The organism is Opitutia bacterium (assembly GCA_016217545.1).
Classification (GTDB): domain Bacteria; phylum Verrucomicrobiota; class Verrucomicrobiia; order Opitutales; family Opitutaceae; genus Didemnitutus.
Window position 1 is genome coordinate 138971 of sequence record JACRHT010000016.1, and the last position, 21632, is coordinate 160602.

The window sequence follows — 21632 nt, forward strand, 5'->3', positions numbered from 1 at the left end:
ACGCCTCGGAGTCGGGCTGACAAGTCAGGAGCGCGCGCGTGTCGGCGCGGTGCGGTCAGACGTGAGCGCGCGCGTGCGCCGTGGGCGCGGACTGCGCCGTGCGCGGCGCGTGAGGTTTGGCCTGGGCGGCCTTCAGGAGACCATCGGGAATCTTCAACTCGATGGGCTTGGGGATGTCGTCGAAGTCGGCCGTGACGACGTGGCCGGACACGACGCACTCGAGGTGGTTGACGATCTTGTGCAGCGAATCGGCCTGGCTCTGGAGTTCGACGGCGGCGCTAGCGCTTTCCTCGGCGGCGGCCGCATTTTGCTGGGTGACGGTTTCCATCGAGTCCATCGACTTCTTGAGTTCCTGCATGTGCGAGTCGCGCGCGTGGGAGGCGGCGACGATTTCGCCCATGATGTCGTCGATCTGGTGGACCTTGCCGATGATGTCGGCCATGCGCGTGCTGACCTTGTCGGAGATGGCCTTGCCCTCGACGGATTTGGCGGAGGCGGCGGTGATCTTGGCGGCGGAGTCCTTGGCGGCGGAGGCGCTGCGCTGCGCGAGATTGCGCACTTCTTCCGCGACGACGGCGAAACCCAGGCCGGCCTCGCCCGCGCGGGCGGCCTCGACGGCGGCGTTCAACGCAAGGATGTTCGTCTGGAAGGCGATTTCATCCATGCTCTTGATGATGTCGCCGATGGCGTCGCTGGAGGCGCGGATTTCCTCCATCGCCTGGCCCATCGTTTCGAGTTCGCCGCGTCCTTCGTCGGCGGTGTGGCGCGCTTCCTTGATCAGGGCGCTGCTCTTGCTGGTGCGAGCGGCGTTCTCTCGCGTCATGGCGGCGACGTGATCGAAGGCGTCGTTGGAATTCACGAGCGAGCACGATTGTTCGGAAGCGCCTTCGGCGACGGTTTGCGCGCTGGTTTGCAGTTGCGCGGCGGCGGCGGCGGTCTCGTGGGCGTTGGATTGGAGTTCCACTGCGAGCGAGACGAGCGGCTTGATGACGGAGCGCTGGGTGGCGAAGAAGAAGGCCAGCGAGAAGAGGAACGCGATCGCGCCGCCGACGATGACGATGTTGCGCAGTCGGTGCACGTCGCTGGAGATCGAGTCGAGCGAGCCCGCCATTTCGGCGAGGTGGCGTTGCACGAACGGATCGAGCGCCTGCCCGAGCGTCCCGGCTTTGCCGTCGAAGGCGGGCATGAATTTGTTGCCCTCGGCCGGGCCGCCCGCGACGTAGTGGCGCGCCATTTCCCGGCCGACTTCATAGTATTCCTCGAAGGCGGCGACGATGCGTGCGAGCTCCGCTTGCGCGGCGCGGTCGTCCTGCGCGGAAATAATGGCGCGGCAAGTCGCGGCGTTGGTGCGAAAACTGTTGGCGTGCTCCTCGGCCGCCTTGAAGCCGTCGTCGAGCCCGTCCTGACCGCGGGTCGCTGAGATGTCGCTGAGGAATTGCTGCACCTGGACGGTGTGCAGCTGCATCTCCTTCGCGAGCAGCGCGAGTTGGAGCGAGCGCTCGCGACCTTGTCGGACGGTGGCCTCCACTTGGCGGGCGAAAAAGACGAGACTGGCAACAAACGCCACCAACACGAGGGCGGGCGTGAGGATAGCCCCCACGAGCTTGGCGCGAAGGGAAACAGTAACCATGGTCCCGGCTAAATCGGCCCAGTCTGCGGGTTAATTTAGTGATTTAAACGCCTCGCAGATAGGGTGAAGAGGGTGCGCGAGGTTGGCGTAGGGCGACTGGGGCTCCGGGCGGGAAATCCCACGCGCGAGCCGTGCCGCGGGCTCGGCTAGTCGCAGTCCGTCACCTGTGATTTCGACTCACGGGCGACCGCGCGGGCGGAAGCGAAATGAGGCGCGCGGTGGATCGAGTGGGAAAAGCGGTTCGGCGAACGGCGTGCTCCGGGCCGGCTTGCGCGGCGGAACGTTGGACGCGGGTGCCTTGGTGAGGCTGGGCGATGCGCCGTGCGCGGTGTCCAGCGGCGCAGCGCTCGGCGGGAGATCGTGCGGCGCGCCGTCGGCGGCGAGGCCTTGCGCGCGGGCGGCGGCGGCGCGGGCTTTGTCTTTTTTGTTCGGGCGCTTGCCCTTGATGCCGCCGGTCGGGCTGGGCGCGGGCGCGTCGAGTTCGACAGGTTCGAAGCCTGCGATCTGTTCGCGCGGCACGTCGAGGTGGTTGCGTTTTTCGATCAGGCGGAAGTGCGCGTGCGTGCCGGCGCTGACGAAGCTGACGGCAGTGCCGCTCTCGCCGGCGCGGCCGGTGCGCCCGATGCGGTGCGTGTAGTCGGTGGGCGAGCGGGGAAGGTCGTAGTTCACGACGACGGGCAGTCGCGCGATGTCGAGGCCGCGCGCGGCGACGTCGGTGGCAAGGAGGACGCGGACTTGGCCGGCCTTGAAATCGGCGAGCGCCTGCGTGCGCGCGCCTTGGCTGAGTTCGCCGTGGAGCGCGGTGGCGGTGAGGCCGGCTTTGCGGAGTTTTTCCGCGACGTGCTCGGTGGCGTATTTCGTGGCGACGAACACCAGCACGCTGGACCAGTCGTGGGTTTCGATGAGGTGGCGGAGGAGTTGCGTGCGGCGCGGTGGGTCCACCTCGATCGCGCGCTGGAGGATGTCGGGTTTCGTGGCCGGCTCGGTGGCGACTTCGATGCGCACGGGGTCGCGCAACAGCGCGGTGGCGAGCGCCTGCACCTCGGGTGGGAAGGTGGCGGAGAAGAGGAGATTCTGTCGCCGCGCCGGCAGGAGACCGAGGATGCGGTTGAGTTCGTCGGCGAAGCCGAGATCGAAGAGGCGATCCGCCTCGTCGAGCACGAGCGTGGAGACGGAGGCGAGCGAGAGCGCGTTGTGATTGATGAGGTCGAGCAGGCGACCCGGCGTCGCCACGACGACATCGGCGCCGCCGCGCAGGGCCATCATCTGGGGATTGATCGAGACGCCGCCGAAGACGGCGAGGGTCTTGACGGGAACGGGCAAGTGATGCGCGTAGGTGCGGAAGGATTCGCGGATTTGGGCGACCAGTTCGCGCGTCGGCGCGAGCACGAGCGTGTGGACGCGGCGCGCACCGCCCGGCCGGCGAGCCGCGAGGTGTTCGAGGATCGGCAGCGCGAACGCGGCGGTCTTGCCCGAGCCGGTCTGCGCCGAGGCCCACACATCGAGGCCGCGCAACACGGCGGGGATCGCGGCGGCTTGCACGGGCGTGGGCGCGACGTAGCCACGCGAGGCGATGGCGCGCAGGAGCGGCTCGGAGAGGCCGAGAGAGGCGAACGGCATGAAGACTGGATGCAGGTCGGGCGCGAGCGAGGGAACCTCAAAGTGCGCGGAGCGGGGGCGCGCCCGCAGTTCGGGCTTCGCATCGGGGCGGCGTTGTGTGTTCGTTGGAGCACATGAGCCGTGAAATGAGCCACCGCTGTTTCTGTGACCGCCGCCGCCCAGCTTCACTGCGTGCGCGCGGCGATCATCCCTGCGCGATCTCAGCGGGACACGCGCCAGTCGGCGCGCGACATCTCCGCGCCTTCCCGCTCCGTGTCCGCGCATGAGGGAGACTTGCTACCGCTGTTTCTGGCCCAAGGCGCTGTGCTGGTGCCCGACGCTGCGCGCGATGGCGACGCGGACGCGGTTCGTGTTCCTGATGCACCCGAAGGAATTCAAGCAGGAGAAGGCCGCCACGGGCAGGCTCACGCGGCTGTGTCTCGAGAATAGCGAGCTGCACATGGGCATCGAGTTCGACCGCGACGAGGCGGTGCAGGCGCTGATCGCCGACGAGGCGAATCTCTGCGTGCTCGTTTATCCGGGACGCGAGGCGCTGAATCTCTCGACGGCGGACGCGGCGACGCTGGGAGCGTTTCGCGGGCAGCTCGGCTCGCGGCGACTGTTGGTGTTCCTGCTCGACGCGACGTGGGCCGGGGCGCGGAAGATGCTCCGACTAAGTCCGAGCTTGCAGCGGTTGCCGCGCGTGATGTTCACGCCCACGGCGCCGAGCCGCTACGTCATCAAGCAGCAACCGCAGGAAGGCTGTCTCTCGACACTCGAAGCCACGCATGAGCTGTTGCTGGCGTTGGAGACCGCCGGGCTCGACGACTACGCGGACAAAGCGCAACTGCTCGACGTGTTCGCGCGGATGCAGGACTACCAGCTCAAGTGCGCGGCGGACCCGGAGCGGCCGGGCTATCGGCGCCGCGCCTACAGCGCACCGGAGGAGCGCACGGCGGCGCGCGGGCGCAGCGGCGAGCGACGGCAGAATTTTTTGAGGCGGCCGGCGGAAGGGCAGGGCAGCCCTGCGATCGGCCAGTAGGTGGAAGGCGTCGACGTCAACGCGTTCGAGTGAGCAGCGCATTGAGGGCAATGCGCTCCACCTTGCTCGCCCCCCTGACAGCAGTGGCAAAAAATCTGTAGCCGCAGTCGCTGCCCCCGGGGAGGAACTTCCCCGAGAGACGAAGTGCCGACCGGGCTCAGCGAGCCCGGCTACAGGAGATCAGAAAACGCGCTAGCTGCCGCGCACGATCAGCGTCTGACCGTTGTAGCTCACGCGGTCGCCGGGGACGATCTTCTTGCCGCGCTGGGTCTCGGTGGAGTCGTTGACCAGCACTTGGCCGGCGGCGATGACCTGCTTGGCTTCGCCGCCCGTGTCGGCGAGGCCGGCGAACTTGAGCAGCTGGGCGAGCTCGATGTGGGCGTCGCGGATGAAGACGATGCGAGATTCGGATTCGGCGGACATGGTCAGCCGATCTTCAACAGCTCGACTTCGAACACGAGAGTGGCGTTCGGCGGGATGGCGCCAGGGAATCCGCGCGCGCCGTAGCCGAGGTGCGGCGGGATGGTGAGCTTCACCTTGTCGCCGATTTTCATGGTGGCGACGCCTTGGTCCCAGCCGCCGATGACCTGACGCATGCCGAGGGCGAAAGTGAACGGCTCGTCGCGGTCGCGCGAGCTGTCGAACTTCTGGCCGTTGGTCAGCCAGCCGGTGTAGTGGACGGTGACGAGGTCGCCTTTTTTCGGCGCGGCGCCGGTGCCGGCGGTGAGGACTTCGATCTGGAGGTCGGAGGAGGTCATTTGTCGGCGACGTTGGGCGAAGGCGCGTCGGAGACAAGAAGCGACTTGCGCGGCCGGGGACGTAATACATAGTTTGACGTCATGATCAAACGCATCACCAAAGTCGGCAACTCGCAGGGCATCATGCTGGACGCGGCGCTCATGGACCTCGCGCGCCTCAAGGTCGGCGATGAGGTGAACGTGACCGTGCACGAAGGCGGCGCGCTCTACCTGACGCCGGTGCGGCCGGTGGTGACGAAGGAGGAGGCCGGCGCGCTCGCGAAGGAAATCATCGGCAAGAACCGTGAGCTGTTCCGGCGCCTCTCGTGAGCACTGGGTTCAAACACCCGACTGTCACCGCAGTGTTGGCAATCCACGCGGAAGTTCTCGCTGCGCATGGCGGGGGCGAAGGCTTGCGCGAGGAGGCGCTGCTGGAGTCTGCCGTCGCTGCGCCGCAGGCGACTTGGGGTGGCGATCCGATCATGACCGATCCGGTGGAAATCGCGGCCGCGTATCTTTTCTACATTTGTCGCAACCATCCGTTCGTGGACGGAAACAAGCGAACGGCGCTGGCGACTTGCCTGGTATTTCTGGCGGCCAACGAACTGCTGTTGCCGCAGCCATTAGCGGTGGACGACTGGGAACGACTCACGCTCGACGTGGCGGCTTCGAAACTTGATCGCGATGCGACGACGGAGCGGTTGCGGGCATTGCTACCGGGCACGAAGGCTGCGAAAACGAAGCCGCGCGCGAAACCGAAAAAGTAGGGCCGGTCTCTGACCGGCCGGTTTGAGGTCTAAAACGGTAATGAGTGCCGTTACGCGGCTTGGTTTGGGCCGGTCGGAGACCGGCCCTACTCAGCCGAGCAACGTCAGGGCGATGCCGACGAGCACGCCGAGGACGGCGGGAAGTTTTTGCAGGCCGTTTTTCTCACCGAAGAACCAGAGTCCGCCAGCGAAGGCCACCAGCGTGCTGCCGCGGCGCAGGCTGGAGACGAGTGAGACGAGAGCGTCGGTATTGCGCAGCGCGTCGAAGTAGAGGAAGTCCGCCGCGAGCAGGCCGAAGGAGACGAGCAGGATGCTCCAGCGCCAGTGGAACTCGTTGCGCTGCCAAAGGCGGAATTTCCACGCCAGCGTGAGCGGCAGGAAGAACGCCACGAGGTAGATCGCGAACCACGCCTGCACCGTGGCGGCCGTGAATCCCTGGCGGTGGAGGAGGAACTTGTCGTAGAGCCCACTCGACGCGCCGAGCAACGTCCCGAGCACAAGCCAGCCGATCCATTTGTTGCGGTGAAAATGGATGCCCTCGCGCGCGCCAGCGAGCGCGAGCCCAACGAACGACGCGAGCGTGATGGCGACGCCGAGCAATTCGAGCCTCGAGGGACGCTCCCCGAGCACGAGCAGCGCGCCGCAGAGCGTCCAAACTGGGCCGGTCGCGCGAATCGGCGAGGCGATGGAGACGGGCAGGTGTTTGACGGCGAAGTAGCCGCAGATCCACGAGCTGCCGACGAGGACGGACTTCGCGGCGAGTTGCAGATGCTGGAACGCGGTGAGCGGCGCGACGTGCAGGATCGCGGGGAGGCCGGAGCCGGCGCGGTCGATCGCGATGAGCATGCACCAGACGGTGGCGCTGCAGAGGTTGGCGAAGAACAGCACCGGGAGCACCGCGTTGTCGCGCACGGCGTGCTTCGTCCCGAGGTCGTAGAGACCGAGGAAGAAGGCCGAGAGCAACGTGGCGGCGACCCAGGGAATCATGACGAGGCGCGTGCGAAGCGATGGTGGTCGCCGACGTCCCGGCGGCGACGAGGGGCGTGCCGCGAGCGTAGTGCCGACGGGGACGTCGGCGCCCACCCGCGCTGCCGCGCGAATTGTTCTGCGTTTTCTTGCGCCGCGGTCTGCTGTTCCGCGCTCACTTCTTCTTGTTCAGCGCGGAGCTGAACCAATCGCTGTTGAGCGACTGCGTGGATTTCGGGAGCGGGGCGGGGCCGCGGTTCATGCCGACGCCAGAAGCAGGACGCGGGCCGTTGCCACCGCCGGGGCGAGCGCCGGCGGCTTGCGGCGTGCGCGGGCCGAGCTGCGGGTTGCTGCGCATCGAGAGGGCGATGCGCTGGCGCGGGAGATCCACTTCGGTGACGGTCACCATGACCTTCTGGCCGGGTTTCACGACTTCGGCGGGCTCCTTCACGAAACTGTCGGCGAGCTGCGAGACGTGCACGAGGCCGTCTTGGTGCACGCCGACGTCCACGAAGGCGCCGAACGCGGTGACGTTCGTGACGATGCCGGGGAGCTTCATGCCGGGCTTCAAATCCTCGGGCTTGCTCACGCCCTCCTGGAAGCTGAACGCCTCGAACTTCTCGCGCGGGTCGCGGCCGGGTTTGGCGAGTTCGGAAAGGATGTCCTTGAGCGTCGGCAGGCCGACGTCGGCGGTGACGTAGCTCTCAAGCTTGATGCGCTTGCGGAGTTTCTCGTCGCGCATGAGGTCGGCGACGGTCGCGCCGAGGTCGGCGGCCATTTTTTCGACGAGCGCGTAGCGCTCCGGGTGCACGGCGCTGGCGTCGAGCGGATGCGCGGCGTCGCGGATGCGGAGGAAGCCCGCGGCCTGCTCGAAGGCCTTCGGGCCGAGGCGCGGGACCTCGAGGAGATCGGCGCGCGACTTGAAGGCGCCCTTTTCGTTGCGCCGCGCGACGATGGCGGCGGCGGTGGCTGCGTTGAGGCCGGAGACGTAGGAGAGGAGCTGCTTCGAGGCGGTGTTCACCTCGACGCCGACGCCGTTCACGCAGGAGACGACACGGTCGTCGAGCGAGCGCTTGAGGGCGGACTGGTCCACGTCGTGTTGGTATTGGCCGACGCCGATGGATTTCGGGTCGAGCTTCACGAGTTCGGCGAGCGGGTCCATGAGGCGGCGGCCGATGGAGACGGCGCCGCGCACGGTGAGATCGTGATCAGGGAACTCTTCGCGGGCGACTTCGCTGGCGGAGTAGATCGACGCGCCGGACTCGTTGACCATGACGACCGGGATCGACGCAGGCAGCCCGATGGCGCGGACGAAGGTCTCGGTCTCGCGGCCGGCGGTGCCGTTGCCGATGGCGATGGCCTCGACTTTGAAGAAGTCCACGAAGCCCTTGAGCTTGTCCTTCGCTTCGGCGGGCGACCGATCGGGGAAGATGACGTCGTTGTGCAGCAGCTTGCCCTGGCGGTCGAGGAGCACGGTTTTGCAGCCGGTGCGGAAACCCGGGTCGATCGCCATGACTGCGCGCTGGCCGAGCGGCGCGGCGAGGAGGAGTTCGCGGAGGTTTTCCGCGAAGACCTTGATCGCGGCTTCGTCGGCGCGCTTCTTCGATTCGAGGCGCATCTCGGTTTCCATCGCGGGAGCGAGGAGGCGCTTGAAGGCGTCTTGCGCGGCGAGGCGGACTTGCGAGGCGGCGGGCGAAGTGTTTTTGGCGAAGTGCAGCTCGACGACGGCCTGCGCGGCGAGTTCGTCGGGCAGCGTGATGCGCATGATGAGGAACGACTCGTTCTCGCCGCGACGCATCGCGAGGATGCGGTGCGAGGGCGCCTTGGCGAGCGGCTCGCTCCAGTCGAAGTAGTCCTTGAACTTCGCTCCCTCGGTTTCCTTGCCATACATGACCTTCGAGGAAACGACGGCTTGCTCGCGGTAAATGGCGCGGAGCTTCTCGCGCACGGCGGCGTCGTCGCTCATGCGCTCGGCGAGGATGTCGCGCGCGCCGGCGAGGGCTTCGTCGGCGGTCTCGATCTTGCCCTTGGTGTTCTTGCCGTCGTCGAGCGTGTATTCGTGGCCGACGAGCGCGGCGGCAGCGGCGGCGATGTCGCTGGCGGGATCTTGCGCCCAGATGAGTTCGGCGAGGGCTTCGAGGCCTTTCTCCTTTGCGATGGTGGCGCGGGTGCGTTTTTTCGGACGGAAGGGAAGATAAATGTCCTCGAGCGCGGTGAGCGTGTCGGCGGCGCCGAGGGCGGACTTGAGGGCGTCGGTGAGAAGATTGCGCTCCGTGAGCGAGGCGATGATGGCGCCGCGGCGGGCGTCCACGGCTTCCATGCGCTCCATGCCGTCGCGGATGGCGGTGACCTGGACTTCGTCGAGTTCGCCGGTGACCTCCTTGCGGTAGCGGGAGATGAAGGGCACGGTCGCGCCGCCTTTGAGCAGTTCGGCGGTCGAGGCGACTTGATGCACCTTGAGCTTCAGTTCCTCCGCGAGGCGGAGCACATGGTCGGGATTGGGAAGAGCCGGAGTGGCGGACATGCGGGAAAAGCGCTGAGTTGACCTCGCGCTCTCCGCGTCGGGCAACGGAAAAGTCCCGGCGATGCTATTTCGCTCGCGTCAGGCGCGGGCAGATGCTCGCGCGCGGGACGCGTCAGGTGACCGAGGCGATTTGATTTTCGGTCCTGCGACCGCCGACATCGAGCATCAGGGAATCGCCCTGCTTGCGGCCGAGCAGCTGGCGGCCGAGCGGCGATTGCGGCGTGACGACCATCACGGTCTTGCCGTCGACGTCGATCTCGGTGCCACCGGCGCGCGGGCCGATGAAGTAGCGGGAAAGAGCTCCCTTGTTTTCGAGGACAACGAGCGCGCCGAGTCCGATCGGATCGGCGGCGGAAAAGTCGCGTGGCGCGAGCGCGCGGAATTGGGCGAGAGCCTGCGCGGCTTCCTCGGCGGCCTTCGACTGACCGTGGGCGAGGTAGGAAGCCTCGAGGCCGCGCGTGTCGTATTTGTCCTCGGCCTTGTTCTCGTCGTCGGTCGCCTCGGCGTGCGTGGCGAGGGCGGCTTTGGTCATCGCCTCGACCTCGGCCGAGAGGTGCGCGATGAGTTGTTCGAGCAAGGCACGTTTGGTCATGCGTGGGGGTAAGCGGGGAATTTCACTCGGCAATCCCGGCGCGTCGAGCGCGGATTGCGGCGGCGAGTCGCCCCAGGCCGGCGCGGATGGGAGCGGCGCAGGCGGGGTCGGTTGCCGGGTCGAATCCTTCGGGGATGCGGCCGCGGAGATTGACGGCGATGGCGGCCTCCGGGCGGAAGTCGGCCGAGATGGCGCGCAGCACCTCTTCGAGCGCCGGGCCGGAATAGATCGACAGCGGCGAGGCATGCAGGATGGCGACGGGCTTGCCCACGATCTCGATGCCGCCGACGAGCCAATCGAGCGCGTTTTTCAGCGTGCCGGGGATGCTGTGGGCGTATTCGGGCGTGCTGAACAGCAGGCCGTCGGCGCGGTCAACGGCGGCGCGCCAGTGCGCGACAGCGGCATGCGGCACGTCTTCGATATCGGGGTTGAAGTGAGGCAGGGCGCCGATGCCCTCGAACAATTCGAGCGCGCAATCGGGAGGCGCAAGGCGAGCGGCGGCGCGGAGGAGAAGCGTGTTGGACGAGGCGGCGCGCAGGCTGCCGGAGACGGCGAGGATTCTCATGCGCGGAGGCTCAACGCGGCTCGTCGCCGTAGATGGCAACGACGGGCGGCTGGCCGGCGACACGGTAGGCGCGATACATCCCCTCGGAATTGAAGTCGGTCATCACGTTGCCGCGCGCGTCGATGCCGATGACGCCGCCGTCGCCACCGAGCGTGGCGACTTTGGCGAGCGTCGCGGCGGCGGCCGGGCGGAGGGCTTTGCCGGCGTATTCCATTTGCGCGGAGATGTCGTGGGCGACGTTGGCGCGGATGAAGAATTCGCCCCAGCCGGTCGAGCTGATCGCGCACGTCGCGTTGTTGGCGTAGGTGCCGGCGCCGATGACGGGGACGTCGCCGACGCGGCCGAATTTCTTGTTCGTCATCCCGCCGGTGGAAGTGCCGGCGGCGAGGTTGCCGTGCTGGTCGAGGGCGACGCAGCCGACGGTGCCGTATTTCTGCTCGTGGATGAAATGCAGGTCGTCGCGCACGCCCGGCGACGTGAGGTCGAGCGGGACGGCAGCGGTGCCATTGTCCTTGCGCGACTCGAGCTGCTTGGCGCGCTCGAGCTGTTTGCGGCGGAAGTCGGTTTGGAAATACTCGTTGGGAACGTTCTCGTAGCCGAGCGACCACGCGAATTTTTCCGCGCCTTCGCCGATGAGGAAGACGTGCTTGGATTTCTCCATGACGTCGCGCGCGAGATGGAGCGGGTTCCTGATGTGGCGGATTCCGGCGACGGCGCCGGCTTGGAGCGTGGCGCCGTTCATGATCGAGGCGTCCATTTCGCAAAAGCCGTCGGCGTTGAGCACGGCACCCTTGCCGGCGTTGAAGAGCGGCGAATCCTCCATAACCGTGACGGCGGCGATGACCGCATCGAGGGACGTGCCGCCGCGCTCGAGGACGGCGTAACCGGCGTCGAGGGCTTGCTGGAGCGTGGCGCGGTATTGGGCGTCGAGCTCGGGCGACATGGCCTTGCGCTCGATGACGCCCGCGCCGCCGTGGATGACGAGGCCGTAGGGCTTCATGGGGGAGGCGGTCGATGAGGGTTGGGCGGAAGCGGGGGCGGTGGCGGCCAGCGCGAACGCGGTGAAGGATAGGGCGAGCGTGAGCTTCATTGTGGATCGCGGCGCGGCGGTAGCCGCGCCCTCCAAGTCAGCGGGCGAGGCCGAGCGCGCTCAGGAAGAACGCGTAGTCGCGCGCGGTGTCGTGCAGGGCATCGTAACGGCCGGACGCGCCGCCGTGGCCGGCGCCGAAGTTGGTGTGGATGAGCGTGGCGTTGCCCTTCGCGTGGTCGAGCGTGCGCAGTTTCGCGAGGTATTTGGCACCTTCCCAATACGGGACCTGGCTGTCGTAGAAGGAGACGTTGACGAGGACGTTGGGGTAGGAGGCCGGCTTCAGGTTGTCGTAGGGGCTGTAGGCGCGCATCCAGAGGTATTGCTCGCGGATGTTCGGGTTGCCCCACTCGACGTATTCCTCGGTGGTGAGCGGGAGCGAGGCGTCGAGCATGGTGTTGAGGACGTCGACGAACGGCACGACGACGAGCGCGGCCTTGAACAGATCGGGACGCTGGTTGAGCACGGCGCCCATGAGAAGGCCGCCGGCGCTGCCGCCGGAGGTGACGAGCTGTTGCGGCGTGGTCCACTTGTTGTCCACGAGCCATTGGGCGCAGTCCACGAAGTCGTTGAACGTGGTCATCTTTTTGTCCATGCGGCCGGCTTCGCGCCATTCCTCGCCGAGTTCGCCGCCGCCGCGAATGTGCGCGATGGCGAAGATCATGCCGCGATCCAGCAAGCTGAGACGGTTGGCGCTAAATGTGATCGGCATGCTGATGCCGTAGGAGCCGTAGCCGTAGAGGTGGAAGGGCTGCGGCTGGGCGCGGTCGAGGTCGGCGCGGTAGACGATCGAGAGTGGCACCTTCACGCCGTCGCGCATGGTGGCCCAAACGCGCTCGGCGCGGTAGTTCTTCGGGTCGAAGCCGCCGAGCACTTCCTGTTGCTTGATGAGCTTGCGTTCGCCGGTCGCGAGGTTGGCCGCGAAGGTCGAGCGCGGACGCACCATCGACTGGTATTCGAAGCGGAATTCGTCGGTGTCGTAGTTCCAGTTCGAGGCCGACGAGACTTCGTAGGCGGCCTCGGGCATCGCGAGGCGCGAGGATTGCCCGGTGGCGAAATTGAAGACGCGGAGATGCGGCAGGCCGTTCTCGCGTTCCTCGACCACCATGTAGCGGGCGAACGGCGTGAGGCCTTCGATCTTCACGGCGGGATTGTGCGGGATGACGTCCTCGAGTTGCGCGGGATGGGATTCGGGCGCGCGAGCGACCTTGTAGTTCTTCGCGTCGCGGTTGGTGACGAAGTAGAAATGCTCGCCGTGGTGCTCCGGGTAGACCTTCACGTTCTCGGTGCGTGGGAGCAGCGACTGGAAATTGCCGGTGGCGTCGTCGGCGCGGAGCGCGAAGGCCTCGGACGTGATCTTGCTCTCGGCGGAGCTGAAGAGCCAGCGGCCGTCCTGCGACTTGGCGACGTCGATGTTGAACAACTCGTCGGCTTCGGTGCGGAGCAGTTCGTGGCGCGCGGTGCTGAGCGTCCAGCGGTGGAGTTTGTCGGAGCGTTTCGCGTCGTTCTCCGTGACGTAGTAGAGGACGTCGTGGCCGGCGCCCCACTCGAGATCGGAGACCTTGCCGATTTGCTGCGGGATGAGCTGCTTGGTGGCGAGGTCCATGACGAAGACCTCGTATTGGCGGTAACCGGTCCAATCGATCGAGTAGGCGAGGCGCGCGCCGTCGTCGCTCACGCGGTAGTGGCCGACGGCGACGTAGGGTTTGCCTTCGCCGAGCTTGTTCAGGTCGAGGAGAACTTCCTCCGTCGCGCCGGGCTTGTCCGCGACGCGGCAGAAGATCGGATACTGCTTATCCTTTTCGGTGCGGGTGTAGTAGAGCCAGCCGAGGTAGGGGACTTTGGCGCCGGTGTCGTCCTCCTTGATGCGACCGCGCATCTCCTTGAAGAGCGCCGCGCGCAGCTCCTTCGCGGGCGCGAGCACGGACTCGGTGTAGGCGTTTTCCTGTTCGAGGTAGGTTTTGACCTCGGGGTTGTCCTTCTCGCGCAGCCAGAAGTAGTCGTCGATCCGCTTGTCCTCGTGGACGGTCACGTCCTTCGGCTTTTTCGCCGCGACCGGCGGCTTGGGCGTGGCGAGGTCGAACTGGGCGGACAACGGAGCAGCGAGCATAAGGGACAGGACGAGGACGGTGGGGACTTTCATGCGTAGAAAAGGAAGCCGGGGCCAGGGCACCGGCTCAACGGGCGGCGCCCGGGGACTTGGGCAACTGGATGCGGTTGGCCAGCTCGACGAGTCGCGCGCGCAGGATTTCGTTTTCCTGCTCGGGTGTCTTTTGAAAGGCGGAGCGCTGCGTGACGCGCTCGGCGAGCTCGGCGGTGAGGATGAAAATATTGTTGTTCTGGACGAACAGCAGCGTGCCGCGCTTGGCGACGGCGGGGGCGTTCACCGGGCCTTCGAGGACGCTGGCGCGCGCCTCGAACACAGAGCCGCCGGGGAGCAGCGAGAACACGAAAAGCGCGCCGTCGCGCAGTTGCGGACTGTAGAGGCTGGCCTCATTCGTCGAGCGCGGGAACCGCTGCGCGAAATCCGGGAAGACGAAATCCTTGAAGAAATACTCCAGATAGTCGCGGATGCCGCGGGTCTCGAGTTCCCACTTGTTCGACAGATCGAGCGGGAAGCACGCCACGCTGACATGCGTGCTCACGGGGTCGTCGAAGGTGACGACGTTCTCGGTGTCGTGGATCTGGCCGCCCAGCTCGGGCAAAACCGGGATCGTCATGCGGAAGCGGTTGCCGGGCGCGACGTAGGTCGTGCCTTTGACTTCGCCGTAGAGCGAGGGCGGCGGCGTCGCCACCTGGGCGCGCGCCGCGGCAAGGGCGAGCAGGCCGAAGCAGCAGGCGGCGAGGCGGCAGATGCGCGGGGGAACAACCACGAGGTCGCAGAATGTGCGGGCGCGGAGCGGAATTTCAAGCGCGGGCATGGGCCCTTAGACGCTCAGTCGCTGCCAGAGTGCCACGGGAATCTGCTCCGGGCGCGCGCGGAAATCGAGTCCGGCCTCCGGCAGGAGCGCCAGCCAGGCGGCGCCGCCGTCGGGCAGCTTGCCGCGCAGGAGCGAGCCGATCTGTTTGCGGCGTTGCTGAAAGCACTCGCGGATCAGGCGCTTCACCGCCGGCGCGAAGATGAACGGCTCGGGGCGCCGGACGAGGTTGAGCAGGTAAGATTCGACGTCGGGCGCCGGGTAGAAGCACGTCGCGGGAACTTTGTGGCCGGGGTCGGCCGTGAATGAGGATTGGATGAAGATCGAGATCGCGCCGAATTGCTTTGTGCCGGGCGACGCGACGTAGCGCTGTGCCGCCTCCTGCTGGAGCATGAGCACCATGCGCTGCGGCAGCGGACCGCCGAGCACGGCGTCCATCCACGGCGTGGAAATCGCGTAGGGCAGGTTGGCGACGATCTTGAAACTCGCCGCGCGCTCGGGCGGCAGACCGGCGATCGGGTGTTCGACCGCGTCCTCCTCGATGAGGTGCAGCTTGCCGGGATGCTCAACGGCGAGCGTGCCGCGAAGGTGCGCCGCCATCGTCGCGTCCTTCTCCACCGCAAAAACCTCCGCGCCCGCCGCGAGCAGCGCCGAGGTGAGCGTGCCGAGACCGGGGCCAACCTCGACCACGGTGTCACCGGGCGCGACGGCGCCGAGTTCGACCGACTTGCGGACGATGTTACCGTCGATGAGGTAATTCTGGCCGAGGAAGCGCTTCGGCGAGTGGCCGAGGCGCGCGAGCAATTCGCGGGTGCCGGTGAGCGTGAGCGGCATGCCTCAGGACTTGCGGCCTTCGTCGACTTCCCAGAACTCGAAGAACGTGCGGATGTCCGCGCGCGCGCCGAAGCCGGCTTCGGCTTTCTGCTTTTCGAGGACGGGCGTGGCTAGATCGTTCCAACCGCGTTTGCTCACGAAATCGTTCCAGATGATCACGTCGTCGGCGTTCAAGGCGCGACCGTGTTGCGCGCACCAAGCAAGGGCCTGCTCGTCGCTCGCGCCGGCGAGAACCTGGGCCCCGAGCGCCGCGTAGTCGACATGGAGGAAGTTGCAGAGGCGGCTGTCCATGCCCTTGCCGAGGTTCGGCAGGTAGTCATCGCGCAACTCGCCGCGCGCGTGCTTGCGGATCTTGTCGAGCATGCGGCCGAAATAGAACAGGCCACCAACGGTGACGCGCGGATCGGACGGAAATTGCTTGGTGCTCATGCGGTGGAAAACTCGTGGATGAGAACGGCCGGGTCGTCGGCGCGCATCAGCGCTTCGCCCACGAGCACGGCCTGCGCACCCGCGGCGCGAACTCGTCCGGCGTCCCGCGCGGTAAAGATGCCGCTCTCGCTGACCGCGATGACGTCGGCCGGGAATTGCGGGATCAAGCGCTCCGAGAGCGCGAGGTCGCACTTGAAGATGGCGAGATCGCGATTGTTCACGCCGATGATCGTCGCCCCGTGCTTCACCGCGCGTTCGAGGTCTTTCTCGTCGTGAATTTCGAAGAGCGCGCTCATGCCCGCGGCCTTGGCGCTGGTGTGGAGCTGGGAAATCTCGGAATCGTCGAGCGCGCGAACGATGATGAGGATCGCGCTCGCGCCGGCCTCGCGCGCCTGCAGCACCTGGACGGGGTGCACCATGAAATCCTTGCGCAAGCACGGCAGGGCCGGGGTCTGTTGCTGGAAAAACTGCGTGACCTCCTCGAGGTCGGCCATGCGGCCGCCGAAGAATTTCTCGTCCGTGAGCACAGAAAGCGCGCTGGCGCGGGCGGCTTGGTAGCGCGCGGCCTGTTCGCTGGCCTTCGTGCTCTCGCTGATCGCGCCGGCCGACGGGGAGCGGCGCTTGATCTCGGCGATGACCGCGAGCTTGCCGTCGGCGCGGCGCAGCGCGGCCGAAAAGGACGGCACCGGCGACAGCGAGCCGTTGAGGCGGGCGAGTTCCTCCTCGAAAACCGGCCGGAGGAGCGGCGCGATCTCGCGCCGTTTGTGCGCCATGATTTCGGCGAGTTTGTCCATGCAGAGGGAAGCGCTCAGGATTGGCGAACGCCCGGACAGCGCAACCACAAGTTTCTTGCCGCCGCCGCTGTGACGCGAAGAGTGGGCGCATGAGCGCCATCGACGACCTGCGCCAGACCATGGCCCGCCTCCGCGCCCCGGACGGCTGCCCTTGGGACCGCGAACAGACCCACCAAACCCTCGCCCGCCACCTGATCGACGAGTGCAGCGAGTTGCTCGACACCATCGACCGGGCGGACATCCCGCACATGCGCGAGGAACTGGGCGACGTGCTGCTGCAGATCGTCTTCCATGCGCAGCTCGCGGCCGAGCGGGGCGATTTCAACTTCGACGACGTGGCGCGCGAGATCAACGAGAAGCTGATCCGGCGCCACCCGCACGTCTTCGGCACCGCCACGGCGGGAAACTCCGACCAGGTGATTGACGTGTGGGAAGGGATCAAGGCGCAGGAGAAGGCGGCGGCAGGGAAATCCGAATCCACGCTCTTCAAAAAACTCCCGCCGCGCCTGCCGGCGCTGATGTTCGCGGAGGATGTCGACAAGCGAATCGCCAAGCAGCGACTGCCGGCGGACGGCATCGTCGATAGCACCGCAATCGCGCGGCTCGCCGACACGCTGACGCCGGAAGCGGCCGGGCGCGCGCTCTATGAGATCGCCGCAGCGTGCCGCGCCCGCGGAATCGATCCGGAGATGGCGCTGCGCCGCGAATGCGATCGCGTGATGCGCGAAGTCGAGGCGCGCGTGGGAGCAAAGACGCCGTGAAGGACGCGGACGGGAGTGCCGACGCGTGCGGTAGGGCGGGACCGCTGGGCCCGCCGAAACGCGTTCCCGGCGCGCCCAGCGGTCGCGCCCTACCAGTTGGGCCGACTGCGGTGATGTCGTCGCGATTGGACTGCCGACCGAGGCGATGAGCGAAAAAACTCCAGCGCCTGAGACGAAATTGCCGGCAGCCATCGCGACGGAGTGGCTCGCGCCGTTTCTCGATTTCCTCGCGAAGGAGCGCCGCTATTCCGCCTACACGGTTCGAAACTACCGGCAGGCGTTCGAAGACTTCTTCGTGTGGGCGCAGACCGGGGCGCGTTGGCAGACGCGCGGGCTAGCTGGGCTGACGACGCGCGACATGAGGGACTTCGTGATCGAAGGCCAGCGGCGGTTCGGTCGGCGCACCCTGCACAATCACGTCTCGGGCTTGCGCGCGTTTTTTCGCTACTGGCAGCGACGCGGACGGCTGACGCGCAATCCGTTCACCGGTGTGCCGCTGCCGAAGCTGGAGAGGTCGCTGCCTAAATTCCTCACGGAAACCCAAACAGCGACGCTCCTCGCCGGACCGCAGAAGCTCCTCGAACGCGACGAAATCGACAAATTCACCGCATGGCGCGACCGGCTCGTCCTCGAGCTGCTCTACGGTGGCGGGCTGCGCGTCAGCGAGGTCGTCGGGCTGAACTACGGCGCGATCGACTTCGGCACGGGTAGCGCGCGCGTGCTCGGCAAGGGCCGCAAGGAGCGCATTTGCCCGCTCGGCGCGGTGGCGATGGCGGTGCTGACGAAATTCCGGGACGAGTTCGCACCCGACCCGAAGCCGACGCATCCCGTGCTCATCACCGAGCGACACGACCGCCTCACGGTGCGCGCGGTGCAGTTGATCGTGAAGCGCTACCTCGCGGTCGCCGATCTGCCGATGGATTTGTCGCCGCACAAGCTGCGGCACTCGTTCGCGACGCACCTCTTGAATTCCGGCGCCGATCTGCGCGCGGTGCAGGAGCTGCTCGGTCATGCGAATCTGGCGACGACGCAGATCTACACGCACACCAGCGTCGCGCGGCTGAAGGAAATCTACGCCAAGGCGCATCCACGCGCCTGAGCGCGAGCGGCTACACGAGTCGGATGCGGTTCGGCTCGATCACGATCTTGCGCTCGCGGTAGAGCGCGCCGATCGCCTGTTTGAAGGCCTTTTTGCTCACGCCGAATGCCTCGCGGATTTCCTCGGGGATGCTGTTGTCGCCGTAGGGCAGCTGGCCGCCTTTGGCTTCGAGGGCTTCGAGAATCTGGTCCGTGAGCGCGGCGATGCGACGGTAGCCGGCCTTGCCGAGCGCGAGATCGATTTTGCCGTCGGGCCGGATGGCGCGGACGTAGCCTTCGACCCAATCGCCGATCGCGAGCGGTTTCGCGACGTCCGTGTGGTAGAGCAGGCCGCGGTGCGCGTGGTTGATCACCATGTTGTAGCCGATGGGGCTGCGGCTCGCGACGAGGAGGCGGACGGATTCGCCTTCGTGGTAGCGTGGGGGAGTGCGATCGAGGAAGCGATTGAAGCGCGCCGTGGCGACGAGGCGGTCGGTGTGCGGATCGACCATGACGAGCACGACGACCTTGTCGCCGGGTTGCACGGGGCCGGACATCTCGCGGATCGGCAGGAGCAGGTCCTTCTCCAAACCCCAGTCGAGAAACACGCCGATCCGTGGCGTGAGGCTGACGACGCGCAGCGCGGCGAATTCGCCGGCGCAGGCGAGCGGCTTGTCGGTCGTGGCGACGAGGCGGTCCTCGGTGTCGCGATAAACCATCACGTCGATCTCGTCGCCCGGCTTCGTGCCGGCGGGGATGTAGCGGCTCGGCAACAGGATTTCGCCGTGGCTGCCGCCATCGAGGTAGTATCCCGGTTGGGCGAAGCGGACGATGCGGAGGCGGTTGATTTTGCCAAGAAGGGCCATTGCGCTGCGAACGTGAACGCGTTTGGGGCAAATTAGGAGGGAAATCCTCGCGCGCGGTGGACGGCGCGCGCGACTCAGGCTGCCAGTTTGCAGGGGTGTTCGTTGCAGGCTGGAAGCCTGCGCTACGGCTACTTCAGCGGAACGCGGCGAGCGGCGCTGTTGCCGGACTTGTCGTAGAGCGTGATTTCGACGGAGGTCGCGTTCGCGGCTTTGGCGTCGGTGAACTCGGCGACGAAGGTCTCGCGGCGGCTGTCAAGAATGCCGTCGGCGGGTTGCTCGAGCGTGAGGCGCGCGCCGTTGTTCAGCACGAACTCGGCGCCTTCGAGGAGGCTCAATCCGTCGCGTCCGTCGATCGTGATGCGCCACGCGCCGCCGATGTGCTCGACCTTGGCGTCGAGGATCTCGGGCGGTGTGCGATCGACGGTGAGGTAGTCGGTCTCGAAGGTGTAGCTGAGGCGTTGCGCTTCGGGGCGTGGCGCCTGCTCGCGCACGGCGAGGCGCGAACGGTAGCGCCCCTCGGGCAGGTGGCTGACGTCGAACTGCACGAACGAATCCGTCGCGTTGATCGCGAGGTCAGTCCACTCGTCTTTGCCCTCAGGGCTGATGGAGAAGGTGGCGGCGAGGTTGTCGTCGTCCGGATCGGCGAGGGTCCAGTAGACGATCTGCGCGCCGGGCGCGGGCACGACGGGGCTGTTGAGCAGACCGCCTTTGCGTTTACTCGCGCCGTCGTCCTTCGTCTCGCGCGGCGAGGGGAAGAGCAACTGGCCGAGCGTCATCGTGGGCATCGCGGGCGCGGTCTCCGGCGCGGGCACGAGGCCGAGATTGGCGGGGAAGATGCGAAAATCGTTCAGCTGCGGGCGGCGATTCTGCGGGAGATGGAAGAGCGTGGCCTTGTCGATGTTGGGCTCGGCGCCGAGGAGGAATTTCCACGTCACGCGCAGCTGCACGTAGCGGCCGCGCAGGCCGGGCGCGAACCAGCCGCCGTCGAGCGGCTTCAGTTCGGTCCAGTCGGTCCAGCCCTCGAGTTCGTCGCTGCCGAAGCTCGTGCGCAGCGCGACGCGCACCCGGTCGGCGGCCGCGCCTTCGAGGCGGGCGAAGCGCACCTGGCCGATCTCCGAGGCGACGCCAAGGTCGAGCTTGCGGGTCTCGAGCGAGCGGTCGACCGACTCGGAGAAATTCAGCTGCGAGAGGCCGCTGGCGTTGTTGCGCAGCAGGTGAAACTGGCCGCGCGCGCCGGCGTGGCTGGGGAGAATGGCGTTCACCTGCGCGGACGGAACGGCGCCGAGGTTGACGCTGCGACGCTCGGCCGGGGCGTAGGCGAGGAGTTCGCCTTGCTCGCCGCCGCTGATGAGGATCCAGCGGTTCGCGCCGTCCTCGTGCCACGTGAGGCGATAGAACGCGGTGCCGGGGCGGGCAGCGACCGTCTCGGGCAAACCACCGTCGGGAAAATAGACCAGTTGCGCGCGGCCGGTGAATTTCTCGGTGCGCGCAGCGTCGGCGGCATCGTCGGCCGGCGCGTCCGGTTTTGCGGCGGCGGGGGTGGCCGGCGTGCGGTTCAGGCGCGATTCGCCGGACGCACCGGAAAAGGTGACCGCGGCGTAGAACGAGCTGTCGCCGTCAGCGAGGAGGTCGGTGGTTTCGGCCTCGCGATTTTCGAGCAGCAGCAGCGGCGCGCCGCCCGCGGCGGGGAAAGCGTAGACGTTGCCCTTCGGCGCGGAGCCGGCGATGACGCGGCCGTCGCCGAGTGCGAGCAACGAGCGGACGTTGCGGTCGCGGATTTCGCCGAAGGTCGTGATGCCGTGCTTCGCGAGTTCGCTGGCGGCGAGTTTGCCCTTCGCTTCGCCCGCTGCGGCGAATTTGGCGAGGTCGACGCGGTAGATGCGGCCGGGATTGCCGGTGGCGACGAGGGCGGTCGTGGCGTCTTTCGGTAGGAGCGTAATGTCGAAGATCGAATCGGCGGGGAGCGCGACCGATGCGACGAGCTTGCCGCCGCGCACGAGGCTCAATGTGCCTTGCGGCGACGTGCCGGCGAGGAACGCGTCGCCCTCGAGCGCGCAGACGGCGAACACGTGCGTGGCGTCGAGATCGACCGCGAGCTCGGCCTGGTAATCGGCGCGCACGTCGGTGTTCACGCGGAAGACTTTTCCCTCGGGACCGGTGCCGACGAGCCAGGCTTTGTCGTCCCCGGCGCGGACGAAGGTCCAGAGCAGGTCGGCGGGGATCGAGCCGGGCAGCTCGCGCACGGTCGGGCCGACGAGCAGGCGGCCGTCGGAGCGGACGGCGAGGCCCTTGATGTTGCGGCTCGGGACCTCGCGGTAGAAGTCGATCTCGAGCTGCTTGGAGAGCGGATCGGCGGCGAGGGTTGCGGCGAGTGTGCCGAACGCGAGGAGAGCGGAAGCGAGGCGCATGAGAATTCGATGGCCGCGGAAGCAGCGGCCGCAGGA

The 21632-nt window shown here is 67.1% G+C and carries 21 protein-coding genes; 5 read left to right on the forward strand and 16 right to left on the reverse strand.

All coding sequences use genetic code 11. From position 1 onward, the window contains the following. Positions 1-55: 55 nt before the first annotated feature. Both HZA32_13175 and HZA32_13180 read right to left on the reverse strand, forming a co-directional pair. Positions 56-1630 (reverse strand): hypothetical protein, encoded by a 1575-nt coding sequence (locus HZA32_13175; protein MBI5425023.1) that lies wholly within the window; start codon positions 1628-1630, stop codon positions 56-58. A 177-nt stretch (positions 1631-1807) separates the two neighbouring features. After that, positions 1808-3250, reverse strand: a complete 1443-nt coding sequence (locus tag HZA32_13180; protein ID MBI5425024.1) for a DEAD/DEAH box helicase — start codon at positions 3248-3250, stop codon at positions 1808-1810. 262 nt (positions 3251-3512) lie between these two features. Here HZA32_13180 and HZA32_13185 point away from each other — a divergent pair, with 262 nt between their 5' ends. Further along, entirely contained in the window at positions 3513-4271 is a 759-nt protein-coding gene (locus tag HZA32_13185) for a DTW domain-containing protein (protein ID MBI5425025.1), read from the forward strand. A gap of 192 nt (positions 4272-4463) precedes the next feature. On the opposite strand, the gene HZA32_13190 is transcribed toward HZA32_13185, so the two are convergent. Continuing rightward, positions 4464-4694, reverse strand: a complete 231-nt coding sequence (locus HZA32_13190) for an RNA-binding S4 domain-containing protein (protein ID MBI5425026.1) — start codon at positions 4692-4694, stop codon at positions 4464-4466. 2 nt (positions 4695-4696) lie between these two features. Continuing rightward, positions 4697-5029 (reverse strand): FKBP-type peptidyl-prolyl cis-trans isomerase, encoded by a 333-nt coding sequence (locus tag HZA32_13195; GenBank protein ID MBI5425027.1) that lies wholly within the window; start codon positions 5027-5029, stop codon positions 4697-4699. Between the two features lie 81 nt (positions 5030-5110). Here HZA32_13195 and HZA32_13200 point away from each other — a divergent pair, with 81 nt between their 5' ends. Both HZA32_13200 and HZA32_13205 read left to right on the forward strand, forming a co-directional pair. Beyond that, complete coding sequence (locus HZA32_13200; GenBank protein MBI5425028.1) at positions 5111-5338, forward strand: AbrB family transcriptional regulator; 228 nt, start codon at positions 5111-5113, stop codon at positions 5336-5338. 32 nt (positions 5339-5370) lie between these two features. Next, the gene (locus HZA32_13205) at positions 5371-5775 is read left to right on the forward strand and encodes a type II toxin-antitoxin system death-on-curing family toxin (protein ID MBI5425029.1); all 405 of its coding nucleotides are present in this window, start codon (positions 5371-5373) and stop codon (positions 5773-5775) included. 90 nt (positions 5776-5865) lie between these two features. On the opposite strand, the gene HZA32_13210 is transcribed toward HZA32_13205, so the two are convergent. From HZA32_13210 to trpC, 10 genes are all read right to left on the reverse strand, one after another. Beyond that, positions 5866-6762: an EamA family transporter gene (locus HZA32_13210; protein ID MBI5425030.1), complete on the reverse strand. Its 897-nt coding sequence runs from the start codon at positions 6760-6762 to the stop codon at positions 5866-5868. Between the two features lie 154 nt (positions 6763-6916). Further along, the gene (locus tag HZA32_13215; protein MBI5425031.1) at positions 6917-9265 is read right to left on the reverse strand and encodes an RNA-binding transcriptional accessory protein; all 2349 of its coding nucleotides are present in this window, start codon (positions 9263-9265) and stop codon (positions 6917-6919) included. Positions 9266-9377: 112 nt separating this feature from the next. Then, entirely contained in the window at positions 9378-9857 is a 480-nt protein-coding gene (locus HZA32_13220) for a GreA/GreB family elongation factor (GenBank protein MBI5425032.1), read from the reverse strand. Positions 9858-9879: 22 nt separating this feature from the next. Continuing rightward, entirely contained in the window at positions 9880-10422 is a 543-nt protein-coding gene (locus tag HZA32_13225) for an NAD(P)H-dependent oxidoreductase (GenBank protein ID MBI5425033.1), read from the reverse strand. 10 nt (positions 10423-10432) lie between these two features. Further along, complete coding sequence (locus tag HZA32_13230) at positions 10433-11512, reverse strand: isoaspartyl peptidase/L-asparaginase (GenBank protein ID MBI5425034.1); 1080 nt, start codon at positions 11510-11512, stop codon at positions 10433-10435. Positions 11513-11549: 37 nt separating this feature from the next. Next, entirely contained in the window at positions 11550-13652 is a 2103-nt protein-coding gene (locus HZA32_13235; protein MBI5425035.1) for a S9 family peptidase, read from the reverse strand. 34 nt (positions 13653-13686) lie between these two features. Next, positions 13687-14430, reverse strand: a complete 744-nt coding sequence (locus HZA32_13240; GenBank protein ID MBI5425036.1) for a hypothetical protein — start codon at positions 14428-14430, stop codon at positions 13687-13689. 6 nt (positions 14431-14436) lie between these two features. Further along, entirely contained in the window at positions 14437-15261 is an 825-nt protein-coding gene (gene rsmA / locus HZA32_13245; protein ID MBI5425037.1) for a ribosomal RNA small subunit methyltransferase A, read from the reverse strand. A 3-nt stretch (positions 15262-15264) separates the two neighbouring features. Then, a complete protein-coding gene (locus HZA32_13250) occupies positions 15265-15690 on the reverse strand; it encodes a DUF5069 domain-containing protein (protein ID MBI5425038.1) in 426 nt (141 codons plus the stop codon). Further along, a complete protein-coding gene (gene trpC / locus HZA32_13255; protein MBI5425039.1) occupies positions 15687-16484 on the reverse strand; it encodes an indole-3-glycerol phosphate synthase TrpC in 798 nt (265 codons plus the stop codon). Before trpC ends, HZA32_13250 begins: the two co-directional genes overlap by 4 nt. Positions 16485-16573: 89 nt before the next feature. Between trpC and HZA32_13260 the strand changes: the two genes are divergently transcribed. Beyond that, complete coding sequence (locus tag HZA32_13260) at positions 16574-17245, forward strand: MazG family protein (protein ID MBI5425040.1); 672 nt, start codon at positions 16574-16576, stop codon at positions 17243-17245. Between the two features lie 145 nt (positions 17246-17390). Continuing rightward, complete coding sequence (locus HZA32_13265) at positions 17391-18344, forward strand: tyrosine recombinase XerC (GenBank protein ID MBI5425041.1); 954 nt, start codon at positions 17391-17393, stop codon at positions 18342-18344. A gap of 10 nt (positions 18345-18354) precedes the next feature. On the opposite strand, the gene HZA32_13270 is transcribed toward HZA32_13265, so the two are convergent. After that, positions 18355-19188 carry a GntR family transcriptional regulator gene (locus HZA32_13270; protein ID MBI5425042.1) on the reverse strand — a complete coding sequence of 278 codons (834 nt, stop codon included), beginning with the start codon at positions 19186-19188 and terminating at the stop codon, positions 18355-18357. A gap of 128 nt (positions 19189-19316) precedes the next feature. Continuing rightward, on the reverse strand, positions 19317-21596 hold the full coding sequence (locus HZA32_13275; protein ID MBI5425043.1) for a hypothetical protein: 2280 nt from the start codon (positions 21594-21596) through the stop codon (positions 19317-19319). Positions 21597-21632 lie beyond the last annotated feature (36 nt).